The following is a 13,339-nucleotide window of genomic DNA, read 5'->3' as shown; positions in this document are numbered from 1 at the left end:
TTACTCGTCGCTGTCGCCCGTTTCGCCACGACGACTGCTGAGGCCATATTCGCGCAGTTTGTTAGCAATAGCCGTGTGTGAGACGCCCAGACGTTTCGCCAGTTTACGCGTGCTCGGATAAGTGCGGTAAAGCCGGGTCAGCACGGAGCGTTCGAAACGTTTGCTGATGTCGTCAAGCGAACCGTTCAGTGCTTCCTCACCTATCGTCACTTCAGCGTCAAAGTCCGGCAGAACGATGTCCTGCGGGCGTAGCTCTCCGCCTTCCAGTTGCGTCAGCGCACGATAAATGGCATTTTTCAACTGGCGGACGTTGCCCGGCCAGCCGTAGTGCGTCAGGTAATTCGCCAGCTGTGAAGACAGTTTCGGACGCGGCATCCCCTGTTCATCCGAGAAACGCGCCACGAACAGTTCAGTCAGCGGCATCACATCCGCAGGACGGTCGCGCAGTGGTGGCAGTGTCAGGCTCAGCACGTTCAGGCGGTAATACAGATCCTCACGGAACTCGCCGCGCTGCACCAGTTCCACCAGGTTTTTCTGAGTGGCGCACATCACGCGGACATCCACTTTCACTTCGTGCTCTTCACCCACGCGACGGAACGTACCGTCATTGAGGAAGCGCAGCAGTTTGATCTGCATTCTCGGCGACATTTCACCGATCTCATCGAGCAGCACGGAGCCGCCGTTAGCCTGTTCAAAGAAGCCTTTTTTGCCTTCCAGCGCATTCGGATAAGCGCCTGCCGCGTAGCCAAACAGCTCACTTTCTACGACGTCATCCGGCAGCGACGCACAGTTCAGACCGAGGAAAGGTTTTTTGCCGCGTGCACTGCGCAGATGGCAGGCGTGCGCCAGTAAATCTTTACCGGTGCCGGTATCACCCACAATCAGCAGCGGCGCATCCAGCATGGCAAGTTTACGCGCCTGATCCAAAACGTGACGCATTTTGGTGCTGACTGCGACGATGTGGTCAAACTCACTGTCATCGTTAACAGTCAGATCCTGCAACTGACGTCCCATGCGGGCAGCCGATTTGAGCATGACGACAGCGCCGGCAATTCCGCCTTTTTCGTCTTCGTCATCCACATGTATTGGCGTGAGATCCATCAGGAAATCCTGGCTGCGGATCACAATACGTTCGGTGTGTGGCTGGGCATTTTCGCTTTCCAGCCAGCGCGTGACGTTGTAACCGGTGATCAGATTCGCTGCTGTCACATTGCGGATTTTGTCTTCATCGAGTTCAAACAATGCCATCGCCGACGGATTGGCCTGCTCGACCTTGCCTTTCATATCAATGGAAAAAACCGGTTCCGGCATGGAAACCAGTAAAGCGCGTAACGCACGATGCTCCCGTTCGGAAGGCATGAACGACACGGTACGGACGTCCGTCACGCCGTCGATGCGGCGGATTTCAGCCATCAGGGCGCGAAAAGTATCAAAATCCAGTTGGGAAAAATTCAGGTAAATACGGCCAATCGAGGCAATCTCGATACCGCGTAAATCAATACTGCGTAAAACCAGTAAATCGAGGAGTTCACGGGTGAGACCCAGGCGGTCTTCGCAAAAAACTTCCAGACGCATCAGTGTTGACCTTTTTCTGCCGGTGCGGAAATCGCTGCAGGCATAATACTCTTTCATGTACACCGGAAGAAGAGACTGTCACGAAAAGTTGACAAAATAATTCGCTGAATGACATCTGACTGCCATGATGATCGGGTAAGGATTTTGCTTTCATAGTGATTTCTGCTGACAGCATCCGGCACATGTTGGTTTCGCCATCCCGCCTTTTTCTGCTACTATCGCCCTTCTGATTTCATCGCCAAATGGTTCCCGACTATGAAGTTCGTCTCCTTTAATATCAATGGATTGCGCGCACGTCCACATCAGCTTGCGGCAATAATCGAACAGCACCAGCCTGACGTTATTGGTTTACAAGAAACCAAGGTGCATGACGATATGTTCCCGCTGGAAGAAGTCAGCCAGCACGGGTATCACGTGTTTTATCACGGGCAAAAAGGCCATTACGGCGTTGCCATGCTGACCAAGCAAGAACCCGTCGCTGTACGCCGTGGTTTCCCCGGTGATGATGAAGAATCTCAGCGCCGCATCATCATGACCGATATCGAAACGCCACAAGGCATTCTGACGGTCATCAACGGTTACTTCCCGCAGGGTGAAAGCCGCGACCATCCGACTAAATTCCCGGCAAAAGAGAAGTTTTACCGTGATTTGCAGGATTACCTGACCACCAGTTTGTCGGTGAACAATCCGGTCGTGGTGATGGGCGATGTGAATATCAGCCCGACCGATCTGGACATTGGTATCGGCGAAGACAGTCGCAAACGCTGGCTGCGCACCGGTAAATGCTCGTTTCTGCCGGAAGAACGTGAGTGGATGGATCGCCTGAAAGGCTGGGGTCTGATCGACACCTTCCGTGCCGCCAACCCCGACACCGCTGATAAATTCTCGTGGTTTGATTACCGTTCACGCGGCTTTGATGAAAACCGTGGTCTGCGTATTGATCTGATCATGGCGAGCACGCCGCTGGCCGCGCGTTGTATCGCCACCGGGATTGATTACGATATCCGCGGGATGGAAAGGCCGTCTGACCATGCGCCAATCTGGGCGACGTTCGACCTGAAGTAATGACCATGAAAACGATTGACGTGGTCGCCGCCCTGATTGAGCGCGAGGGCAAATTGCTGCTTGCCCGTCGGGATGCGTCCGGCGATCAGGCCGGTTTGTGGGAATTTCCCGGCGGCAAAGTCGAAGCCGGGGAAAGCCAGCCTGCTGCATTAGTGCGCGAGTTGCAGGAAGAAATGGGCATCACTGCCACGGTGGAAGATTTCATCGCCACCAGCGTTGTGCAACAGTCTGAACGGTTAATTCGTTTGCATGGCTGGCGGGTCAGCGGGTTTACCGGCGAGATTAGGTTACAGTGTCACTCTGAAATCTGTTGGGTAACGCCGGATGAGGTGCTGTCGTTTGAACTGGCACCGGCGGATATCCCGCTGGCACAAGCTTATCTGGCAAAATTTGCCGGTTAGCGATCATGGCAAATAAAAAGGCGCGGACTGTTGCCAGTTCCGCGCCTTTTTTGTCTGAACATTTTCAGAAAGCGTTATTTCTTCAACACTTGCCATTTGAGTTCGTTGGTGCCCACCACATTCGGATCACGGGAACACTGCAGGACCACGCTGTCTGCCGTGACAACGGCCCCCTCGCTGTAACTCTGGTTGTTGTAGATACAGAAATTGTGGCAGGTTGGCGCGCTGTTATTGTTGTTGCCGCTGTTCTGCCAGATTTGCGGCGGCAATGGCACAACGACATCCGTACCGTTGCCGATATTGCTGCGGTTCGCCATCGCCGGTGCAGCCAGCAACGCGGAACTGATCAGCGCTGCCATCAGAACTCTACGGATAAAAACATTATTCATCACTGTTTGCTTCCTTCCCTTTGGTACTCGCTTTGCGGCGTTTAGGGGCGCTTTTGCCTTTCGCCACAGCGCCCGCCGGTTTGGAAGGCAGACTGCGGAATGCCGAAGACACCCGGTTCGTTTTGGCCTGCATGATGAGATTCTGCAACGTCGCGACCAGCGGTTGCATGAAATCCTGATAACGGCAGCTCTTTTCACTGATACGCGTCAGCGTGGATTCCCAGTCAGCGGTCATATCCGGGCGGGCGGCGATGTCCGGCAGCGAGTGGATCAGCGCGCGGCCGGTATCGCTGGAATGAATATAGCGCCCTTTCTTATACAAAAATTCGCGGCGGAACAGCAGCTCGATAATGCCGGCACGCGTTGCTTCCGTACCTAATCCATCTGTCGCACGCAGGATTTTTTTCAGTTCTTTATCCTGCACAAAACGCGCAATCCCGGTCATGGCGGAAAGCAATGTAGCATCGGTAAAAGGCCGCGGCGGCTGGGTCTGGCGTTCAACCACTTCTCCGCGCTCGCACAACAGTTCGTCACCTTTGGCCACCACCGGCAGCGGCGTGCCTTCGTTTTCCTCGTCGCGTTCTTTACTGCCCAGCAACGTGCGCCAGCCCGCCTCGGCCAGAAAACGCGCTTTGGCGATAAATTTACCGCCCGCGATATCCAGGTCGATAACACATTTGCGGTAAACCGCATCCGGGCAGAACTGCATCAGATACTGACGCGCCACCAGGCCGTAAATTTTGCGTTCGTCATCCGTCAGATTGACGTTACTGCTGCGCGCCGTCGGGATAATCGCATGGTGCGCATCAACCTTTTTGTCATCCCAGCAACGGTTACGTAAATCGGTATCCACTGCCGGTTGTGGCATCAGGTCAGGCCGGTGAACGCCAATGGCATTCAGCACGGCATGACGCCCGGCAAAATGCTCTTCTGGCAGATATCGGCAATCCGAACGCGGATACGTAATCAATTTGTGCGTTTCATACAATTTCTGACAGATATCAAGAATTTGCTGAGCACTCAGACCAAAGGCTTTCGAACCTTCAATCTGCAATGTAGAAAGAGAAAACGGCAGCGGCGCAATATCATTCTCACGCTTGTCATTATAGCCGGTGACCATCGCCGGTTGTCCGGCAATACGCGCCACGACATGATCGGCCAGCGGACGGTGCAGTAATCGCCCTTCTTCATCCTGATACGGCTCGCAGGAATCACTGGGCTGCCACAGCGCCACAAAACGCTCTTCGGCAGGCGTGACGATATGCGCTTTTACTTCAAAGAAATCTTTCGGCACGAAGTTTTCGATATCTTCATCGCGACGGACCACCAGTCCGAGAACCGGGGTCTGTACGCGTCCGACGGAGAGCACGCCGTTGTAACCGGCGTTGCGCCCCAGAATGGTGTAGGCGCGGGTCATATTGATGCCGTAAAGCCAGTCGGCACGGGCGCGGGCCAGCGCGGAAACACACAGCGGAATAAAATCGCGGTTGTCGCGCAGCCGCTCAATAGCACGCTCGACGGCCTGCGGGTTGAGATCGTTAATCAGGCAGCGCTGGGTCGCGTGACGTTTTTCCGGCGTCAGTTCGAGATAATCCAGCACTTCATCCACCAGCAACTGCCCTTCGCGATCCGGGTCACCGGCGTGGACAACCTGCGAGGCCTCGAGCAATAAGCGTTTAATGACGTTGAGTTGTTTGGCGACGGAAGAACGCGGCTGAAGCTGCCACTTTTCAGGAATGATCGGCAAATCGGCGAGCGACCAGCGCGCAAAGCGGCTGTCGTAGGCATCGGGCTGCGCCTGTTCGAGTAAGTGGCCGACGCACCAGGTCACCACCTGATCGTTGCCACAGGCAATATAACCATCGCCCCGGCGATGAGGTTTCGGCAGGACATCCGCAATCGCGCGGGCAAGGCTGGGTTTTTCGGCAATGAACAGACGCATCAACAGGCACCTGTTTGCGGTGTAATCGCGACAAAGATTTCCATTATCCCACCCTTCATTTCACTACGTCCTCATCATGCAGAGTGGCTATGTTAGCCGCTGACGGCGTAATTAGTAAGATGGTTACAAGGATCCGCGACGGCGGTCGCTCATTTAGGCAGCAAAAAACCGGTTTAATCGGAAAAGGCCGATCAAAACCGGCTAATAAGCGAGCGGTATGATTTTACAAATGCGTGACGAATGGCGTGCTGTCGGCCGGGATCACCTGCAAACTGGCTTTCAGTTGCGGTGTACCGAGATACAGGAAACCGACGATTTTATCGTTTTCACCACATTTGAATGCCTTGCGTACGTCCGGATGATCAGTCCACGCGCCGGTACGCCAGATGCCGTTAAAACCCTGCGCCAGTGCAGCCATCTGCATGGCATGAACAGCACAACCGGCGGAAAGCAACTGTTCCCATTGCGGTACTTTAGGACTTTCTTTGCACACGGCAATCACGGTAATAATTTGCGGTGCGCGCAATGGCGCCTGCGTGGCTTTCTCAATGGCTTTTTCATCCGCGCCGTCTTTTATGGCGGCCGCGCGCAGCACCTCACTGAAACGGGTCAGGCCGTCGTTTTCAGCAATGACAAAACGCCAGGGTTGCAGGGCACCGTGATCCGGGGCGCGCATACCCGCATGGATGATGTTTTGCAGCGCTTCACCGGCCGGTGCCGGTGCAGCCAGGCGGGAAGCAGAACGGCGGTTAAGTAATAAGTCCAAAGCGTCCATGATGTTCTCCTGAGAATAATTGCTATTTGAATTACGTTAACATAATCGTAACGCCTTTTTCCAACGGTCAACTGGCTTTCAGATAATGCATCACTGCCAAACTCTGACATGATTTAAAGCTGACATTTTTCTGGCGGGTCATTAGGATAGCGGGACTTATCTGTCTTGTTGGAGAGACCATGCGCACATTGTGGCGAATTATCGCCGGTTTTTTTAAGTGGACCTGGCGTCTTCTTAATTTCGTCAGAGAATTCATTCTCAACGTATTCCTTATTCTCATTATTCTGGCTGGTGTTGGCATCTGGTATGCCGTGCAGGACAAGCCTGTCGAAACGACCCAAGGTGCACTGCTGGTTGATCTCAGCGGCTCAGTGGTCGACAAGCCTTCCGTCAATAATAAAGTCCGTCAGTGGGGCCGCGAATTGCTGGGCACGTCGAGCAGCCGCTTGCAGGAGAACTCGCTGTTTGATCTCGTCGAGACCATCCGCTCCGCTAAAGACGACAAAAACGTTACCGGGATTGTGTTACAGCTGACCGATTTCACCGGCACCGACCAGTCTTCACTGCAGTACATCGGTAAAGCACTGCGTGAATTCCGCGATGCAGGCAAACCGGTTTACGCCATCGGCGACAGCTATAACCAGTCACAATATTATCTGGCCAGTTATGCCAACAAAATCTATCTGTCGCCACAGGGCGCGGTCGATCTTCACGGTTTCGCCACTAACAATCTGTATTACAAATCACTGCTGGATAAGCTGAAAGTCACCACCAATATCTTCCGCGTCGGAACCTATAAATCCGCCGTTGAGCCATTGATCCGTGATGATATGTCTCCTGACGCCCGTGAGGCAGACAGCCGCTGGATTGGCGGATTGTGGACCAACTATCTCAATACCGTGTCAGCCAACCGTCAGATCACGCCCGAACAACTGTTCCCGGGTGCGGCGGGCGTGCTGGCGGGTATGCAGGCAACCGGCGGTGATATGGCGCAATATGCGCTGAAAGCCAAGCTGGTTGATGCACTGGCGTCACGCACCGAAGCCGACAACGAGATGGTGAAAGCCTTTGGCTGGAACAAAGACACCAAAGACTTTAATTACACCAGCATTTACGATTATTCGCCGAAGCCAAAACCGGACAACAACGATCCGCAAATCGCGGTGATCTTTGCCACCGGTGCAATTAACGACGGTGAAGAACAACCGGGCGCAGTCGGTGGCGACACCACGGCACAGCAAATTCGTGATGCCCGTCTGGATCCGAAAGTGAAAGCGATTGTCTTGCGCGTTAACAGCCCGGGCGGCAGCGTCAGCGCTTCTGAAGTGATCCGTTCCGAACTCGCGGCTGCGAAAGCCGCAGGTAAACCGGTTGTGGTTTCAATGGGCGGTATGGCGGCATCCGGCGGTTACTGGATTTCAACACCAGCCAACTACATCATCGCCAGCCCGAGCACTCTCACCGGCTCCATCGGTATCTTTGGTGTAATCAACACGTACCAGAACACGCTCGATTACGCGGGTGTGCATACCGACGGCGTGGCAACGTCACCGCTGGCGGATATCGCTTCCACCAAAGCGCTGCCGCCGGAGTTCTCGCAGATGATGCAACTCAATATCGAGAACGGTTATAAAACCTTCCTCGGTCTGGTTGCCGATTCACGCCACAAAACGCCTGAGCAGATCGACCAGATCGCCCAGGGCCACGTGTGGATCGGTTCAGATGCCAAAGCCAATGGCCTGGTTGATGAGCTGGGTGATTTCGATGACGCCGTGAAGAAAGCCGCTGAACTGGCCAAACTGCCAAAATGGCAACTGAACTGGTATGTCAGCGAGCCAAGCCTGAGCGACCTGGTATTCTCGCAGGTCAGCGCATCGGTCCACGCTATGTTGCCAGCGGCAATCCAGGCGTATCTGCCTGCGCCGGTGAGCAAAATGGCCATGGCGCTGAAATCACAGGCTGACCTGTTCAGCAATATGAACGATCCTCAGAACCGTTACGCACTCTGCCTGACCTGTGGTGATGTGAAGTAACGTTCCGTTTTGGGATAATGTGGGATAAAGAATCGCCTTAATGCACAGCCCGGAGCTTCTTGCTGAGAACTCCGGGCTTTTTTAGGGTGGGACGTCAGCCACGAAGCCTTTATACTTAGCGCAGTTGCTTTCACCTTTCTAAAAAAGAACATCTTCGATGACTAAAAAATCTATTTACGTTGCCTATACCGGCGGCACAATCGGTATGCAGCGTTCTGAACAGGGTTACATTCCGGTGTCCGGCCATTTACAACGTCAGCTGGCGCTGATGCCTGAATTCCATCGCCCTGAGATGCCTGAATTTACCATTCAGGAATACGCGCCTCTGATGGATTCCTCCGACATGACGCCGGAAGACTGGCAGCACATCGCCGACGATATTCAGGCGCATTACGACGACTACGACGGTTTTGTTATCCTGCACGGCACCGACACCATGGCATTCACCGCTTCTGCACTGTCGTTCATGCTGGAAAATCTGAGCAAACCGGTGATTGTGACAGGGTCACAGATTCCGCTTGAAGCGTTGCGTTCTGATGGTCAGATCAACCTGCTGAACTCGCTGTATATCGCCGCGAATCATCCGGTCAACGAAGTCACCCTGTTCTTCAACAACCGTCTGTATCGCGGCAACCGCAGCACCAAAGCGCACGCAGATGGTTTCGATGCCTTTGCCTCACCGAACCTTTCGCCGCTGCTGGAAGCTGGGATCCACATCCGCCGACTTTCCACGCCGTCACTGCCTGAAGTGCCTGCGGCGAAGCTGAAAGTGCATCACATCACGCCACAACCGATCGGCGTGGTAACGATCTACCCGGGCATTTCCGCCGAAGTGGTACAAAACTTCCTGATGCAACCGGTAAAAGCGCTGATCCTGCGCTCCTACGGTGTCGGTAACGCCCCGCAAAAAGGCGACCTGCTGAAAGTGCTGAAAGACGCATCTGAGCGCGGCATTGTGGTGGTTAATCTGACGCAATGTATTTCAGGGCGCGTCAACATGGGCGGCTATGCCACCGGCAACGCCCTCGCCCATTCCGGTGTGATCAGCGGCTTTGATATGACCGTGGAAGCGGCACTGACCAAGTTGCATTATCTGCTCAGCCAGTCACACACTCCCGAGGAAATCCGCGAACTGATGCAGCAAAACCTGCGCGGCGAACTCACCGAATAAATAAGAGGGCGATATGAAATCTGCTTTGTTGCTGGTCGATCTGCAAAATGATTTTTGTCGCAGCGGCGCGCTGGCCGTGACTGACGGCGACGCCACGATTGCGGTTGCCAATAAGATGATGACATGGTGTAAAAGCCATGACATCGCCGTGGTGGCATCGCAGGACTGGCATCCGGCGGGACATCGCAGCTTTGCGGTGAATTCCCACGCGGAGCCCTGGACGTCGGGCGAACTGAACGGTCTGCCTCAAGTCTGGTGGCCGGTTCACTGCGTTCAGCGTGAACCGGGCGCTGAATTTCACCCGGGGCTGAATCTGCCGCAGGTGGATTTTGTGGTGCAGAAAGGCACCAATCCTGACATCGACAGTTACAGTGCGTTTTTCGATAACGGACATCGTGCTGCTACGATGCTCAATGACTGGCTGAAAGCGGCGCAGATTACACATGTGTATGTGATGGGGCTGGCGACGGATTACTGTGTGAAATTCACGGTGCTGGATGCGCTGGAGCAAGGTTATCAGGTGACACTGCTGACCGACGGTTGCCGTGGCGTCAATCTGCAACCCGAAGACAGTGCTGAAGCGGTTGAAGCGATGCGTAAAGCAGGGGCAAAAATCAGTACCTCTGAGGCAGTAACAGGCTGAATTTGTCTTCCCGTCTGACTTGATAAAGGCGCTTCAGCGCCTTTATCAGCAAACAGCACTTTCGCAACCCGCCCACTTACTCCGGCTTCAGTTTAATCAGCGTATCCTGCGTAAATTGCTGTTTCAGTTCCTGCTTGCTTTTGGTGACAATCTGCCCGTCCGTGCCAATGCTCATGTGCTGGGCATCAACATTGTGACGCGACTGATACAGCATCACGGCCTGCAGACTGTGCTCTTTCTGTTCCGGCGTCAGCGCGACACCGTCCGGCCACTTTCCGAGTTCAACTGCCTGCGCGAGACGTGCGTAAATTTCCGGCGTCATTACATCAATAAGTTGATTAATTTCCATCTGAGCACCTTGTGTTCATCTGTATTATTCAAACGGTTTTGAATAATAGCTGAATCGATTTTGTCGGTAAAATTACATCACCATTTTCTTGCGAACTAACCGCGGGTTTTATTGCCACTTTTGCCATCAGTAAAGCTCATTGAGGCAGAGTTTATGCAGTAACGTTCACCTGTCGGTTTCGGGCCGTCCGGGAAAACATGCCCCAGATGAGCTTCACAGCGGGAGCAGCGGATTTCGACACGCGCCATTTTATGCGAATTATCAGTGAGATATTTGATCGCATCAGGGTTAACTGGCTGATAAAAACTTGGCCAGCCACAGCCGGAATCGTATTTGGTATCGGAGTAGAACAGCGCTGACTCACAGACCACGCAATGATAAATCCCTTCGCGGCGGTTGTGCAGCAACTTTCCGGAGAACGGGGGTTCTGTACCGTGCTCCTGCGTGACATAACGTTGAATTTCAGTGAGTTGGTCAAGTGTAGGGGAAGATTTGGCTTCAATGCTCATGATTCTCGTTCTCTGACGAATATAAAAATCAACTTAAATAACAGTTTATAATAACAAAAAATTAACAACGAGTCTGCCCGTTTTGTCCTAAACTGTATGGCATCAGCGTTAGCCAGCTTGCAACTTGTGATGGCGATCACACTCCTGATCTTCCGGCTCTTTATATTCTGTTTTTCGCCCCCATGTGGTTGTGAGCCGATTTAAAAACGGAACGTGCAATAAGCGAGCAAGAGTAGGTCGTCGCTTTGACTTACAGCAATAATTGACACGATTCCGCTTGACGCTCAGCAAGGTTTTTGTAATTTTACAACCAACCTTTTATTCACTAAAAAAATAGCTGGTGGAATATATGACTATCAAAGTAGGTATCAACGGTTTTGGCCGTATCGGTCGCATTGTTTTCCGTGCTGCTCAAGAACGTTCTGACATCGAGATCGTAGCAATCAACGATCTGTTAGACGCGGACTACATGGCATACATGCTGAAGTACGACTCAACTCATGGTCGTTTCAACGGTACTGTTGAAGTTAAAGACGGTCACCTGGTTGTTAACGGCAAAACCATCCGTGTTACCGCTGAGCGTGACCCAGCTAACCTGAAATGGAATGAAGTTAACGTTGACGTTGTAGCTGAAGCTACTGGTCTGTTCCTGGATGATGCGACTGCTCGTAAGCACATCACTGCAGGCGCTAAGAAAGTTGTTCTGACTGGTCCTTCTAAAGACAACACCCCAATGTTCGTTATGGGTGTTAACCATAAAGAATACGCAGGTCAGGAAATCGTTTCTAACGCATCTTGCACCACTAACTGCCTGGCACCACTGGCTAAAGTTATCAACGACAACTTCGGTATCGTTGAAGCACTGATGACCACTGTTCATGCAACTACCGCAACTCAGAAAACCGTTGATGGCCCGTCTCACAAAGACTGGCGCGGCGGCCGCGGCGCATCCCAGAACATCATCCCTTCTTCTACCGGTGCTGCTAAAGCAGTAGGTAAAGTTATCCCAGCTCTGAACGGTAAACTGACGGGTATGGCGTTCCGCGTTCCTACTCCTAACGTTTCTGTTGTTGACCTGACTGCACGTCTGGAAAAACCAGCGTCTTACAAAGAAATCTGCGCAGTAATCAAAGCAGCTTCTGAAGCAGGCGATCTGAAAGGCGTTCTGGGCTACACCGAAGACGACGTAGTATCTACCGACTTCAACGGCGAAAAACTGACTTCCGTATTCGATGCGAAAGCAGGTATCGCGCTGAACGACAACTTTGTGAAACTGGTTTCCTGGTACGACAACGAAACTGGCTATTCAAACAAAGTATTGGATCTGATCGCTCACGTTTCCAAATAATTGGTTATGTGAATGAACTGATTGAAGGGCGACGCAAGTCGCCCTTTTGCTTTCTGTCGGATGCACTTTTTTATCAGCACATGAGTGCGATCAAACAGACGGGTTTGGTTCATGTGTAGTCTTGGTTCAAAATCGTAATTGTTTAACCCTGACAGGATTTTAGATAATGACAGAACAACTCTTTTCTCTTCCGATCGTAAACCAAATCTCTACCTCCGTTAGCCAGCGTCTTGTCGACGAACTGCCGGTACTCGTGGTGACTCATCCGAAAGTCCGTGCTGCCATTGCCCTGCAAGGTGCACATCTGTTGGCATGGCAGCCTGAAGGCGAAGAGCCGGTGCTATGGATGAGCAGTGCCAGCGCGTTCAAAGAAGGCGTTGCGATTCGTGGCGGTATCCCTATCTGCTGGCCGTGGTTTGGTCCGGCGGGCAAACCCTCACACGGTTTTGCACGTAACGTTGCGTGGGAACTGACTGACCACAAAGAAACTGACGAAGATGTGGTACTGACCTTAACGCTGAAAAGCTCCCCTGAAACACTGGAATTATGGCCGCATGCATTCACGCTGACGGCACGCTTCACGCTCGGGGCAACCTGCCACATCGAGCTGGAATCAACCGGTGATTTCGAAGCCAACAGCGCCCTGCACACCTATTTCAACATTGGCGACATCGCCGATGTCACTATTAAAGGCCTGGGCAACAGCTTTATTGATAAAGTCGATGGCGCAAAAACCAAGCAGGAAGACGGTGATCTGACCTTCACGGGCCAGACTGACCGCATCTACACCCAGCCGCAAGCCACCAGCGAAATCGTTGATCCGGTTCTGAAACGTACGCTGGTTGTCGCACATGAAAATAACGCCGATGTGGTGGCCTGGAATCCGGGTTCTGCACTGTCGGTGAGCATGGCTGATATGCCGGATGACGGATATAAAACCATGGTGTGCGTTGAAACGGCGCAAGTTTCCCACAAGCATGTGTCTACCCATGCAGCACCTGCACGTCTGGCGGTGACTTTCTCCCTCCGTAAGTAGTTTGCAGCGCGCATGACAAAGGGGCCTGAAGGCTAATGCCGGTCACTTAAGGTGACCGGCATTGTTTTTTAAGGGATATTTCGACCTTTTTTCTCTCACTTCC

At 52.9% G+C, this 13,339-nt stretch carries 13 protein-coding genes; 7 read left to right on the top strand and 6 right to left on the bottom strand.

The genetic code is table 11. The annotated features are described in order from the left end of the window. Entirely contained in the window at positions 1-1,575 is a 1,575-nt protein-coding gene (gene tyrR / locus DXU84_RS08110; protein ID WP_015689897.1) for a transcriptional regulator TyrR, read from the bottom strand. Between the two features lie 255 nt (positions 1,576-1,830). Here tyrR and xthA point away from each other — a divergent pair, with 255 nt between their 5' ends. Together xthA and DXU84_RS08100 are read left to right on the top strand one after the other, a co-directional pair. Further along, positions 1,831-2,640, top strand: a complete 810-nt coding sequence (gene xthA / locus DXU84_RS08105; RefSeq protein WP_013575372.1) for an exodeoxyribonuclease III — start codon at positions 1,831-1,833, stop codon at positions 2,638-2,640. After that, on the top strand, positions 2,640-3,041 hold the full coding sequence (locus DXU84_RS08100) for a pyrimidine (deoxy)nucleoside triphosphate diphosphatase (protein WP_013575371.1): 402 nt from the start codon (positions 2,640-2,642) through the stop codon (positions 3,039-3,041). The genes xthA and DXU84_RS08100 overlap by 1 nt, the downstream gene beginning before the upstream one ends. Positions 3,042-3,115: 74 nt before the next feature. Here the strand turns inward: DXU84_RS08100 and DXU84_RS08095 are convergent, their stop codons facing one another. The 3 genes from DXU84_RS08095 to DXU84_RS08085 form a co-directional block, all read right to left on the bottom strand. Next, positions 3,116-3,430 (bottom strand): DUF1496 domain-containing protein, encoded by a 315-nt coding sequence (locus DXU84_RS08095; protein ID WP_153375378.1) that lies wholly within the window; start codon positions 3,428-3,430, stop codon positions 3,116-3,118. Further along, positions 3,423-5,372 (bottom strand): DNA topoisomerase III, encoded by a 1,950-nt coding sequence (locus tag DXU84_RS08090; RefSeq protein ID WP_013575369.1) that lies wholly within the window; start codon positions 5,370-5,372, stop codon positions 3,423-3,425. Before DXU84_RS08090 ends, DXU84_RS08095 begins: the two co-directional genes overlap by 8 nt. A gap of 223 nt (positions 5,373-5,595) precedes the next feature. Then, on the bottom strand, positions 5,596-6,147 hold the full coding sequence (locus DXU84_RS08085) for an NAD(P)H nitroreductase (RefSeq protein ID WP_013575368.1): 552 nt from the start codon (positions 6,145-6,147) through the stop codon (positions 5,596-5,598). A 179-nt stretch (positions 6,148-6,326) separates the two neighbouring features. On the opposite strand from DXU84_RS08085, the gene sppA reads away from it, so the two are divergent. From sppA to pncA, 3 genes are all read left to right on the top strand, one after another. Continuing rightward, positions 6,327-8,180, top strand: coding sequence for a signal peptide peptidase SppA (gene sppA, locus DXU84_RS08080; RefSeq protein ID WP_013575367.1), 1,854 nt, complete (start codon positions 6,327-6,329; stop codon positions 8,178-8,180). Between the two features lie 157 nt (positions 8,181-8,337). Then, positions 8,338-9,351 (top strand): asparaginase, encoded by a 1,014-nt coding sequence (gene ansA, locus DXU84_RS08075; protein ID WP_013575366.1) that lies wholly within the window; start codon positions 8,338-8,340, stop codon positions 9,349-9,351. Between the two features lie 13 nt (positions 9,352-9,364). Further along, positions 9,365-9,994 (top strand): bifunctional nicotinamidase/pyrazinamidase, encoded by a 630-nt coding sequence (gene pncA, locus DXU84_RS08070; protein WP_013575365.1) that lies wholly within the window; start codon positions 9,365-9,367, stop codon positions 9,992-9,994. 76 nt (positions 9,995-10,070) lie between these two features. Here the strand turns inward: pncA and DXU84_RS08065 are convergent, their stop codons facing one another. Next, positions 10,071-10,343: a YeaC family protein gene (locus DXU84_RS08065; protein ID WP_015689892.1), complete on the bottom strand. Its 273-nt coding sequence runs from the start codon at positions 10,341-10,343 to the stop codon at positions 10,071-10,073. A gap of 95 nt (positions 10,344-10,438) precedes the next feature. Further along, entirely contained in the window at positions 10,439-10,852 is a 414-nt protein-coding gene (gene msrB / locus DXU84_RS08060) for a peptide-methionine (R)-S-oxide reductase MsrB (protein ID WP_013575363.1), read from the bottom strand. Between the two features lie 349 nt (positions 10,853-11,201). Here msrB and gapA point away from each other — a divergent pair, with 349 nt between their 5' ends. Both gapA and DXU84_RS08050 read left to right on the top strand, forming a co-directional pair. Beyond that, complete coding sequence (gene gapA, locus DXU84_RS08055) at positions 11,202-12,200, top strand: glyceraldehyde-3-phosphate dehydrogenase (protein ID WP_013575362.1); 999 nt, start codon at positions 11,202-11,204, stop codon at positions 12,198-12,200. Between the two features lie 166 nt (positions 12,201-12,366). Beyond that, on the top strand, positions 12,367-13,236 hold the full coding sequence (locus tag DXU84_RS08050; protein ID WP_153375376.1) for a D-hexose-6-phosphate mutarotase: 870 nt from the start codon (positions 12,367-12,369) through the stop codon (positions 13,234-13,236). Positions 13,237-13,339 lie beyond the last annotated feature (103 nt).

Origin of the sequence: Rahnella sp. RcJ3, from assembly GCF_009498575.1 — a bacterium.
In the GTDB taxonomy this organism is placed as follows: domain Bacteria; phylum Pseudomonadota; class Gammaproteobacteria; order Enterobacterales; family Enterobacteriaceae; genus Rahnella; species Rahnella aceris.
This window is presented reverse-complemented; position numbering and strand designations above follow the sequence as displayed.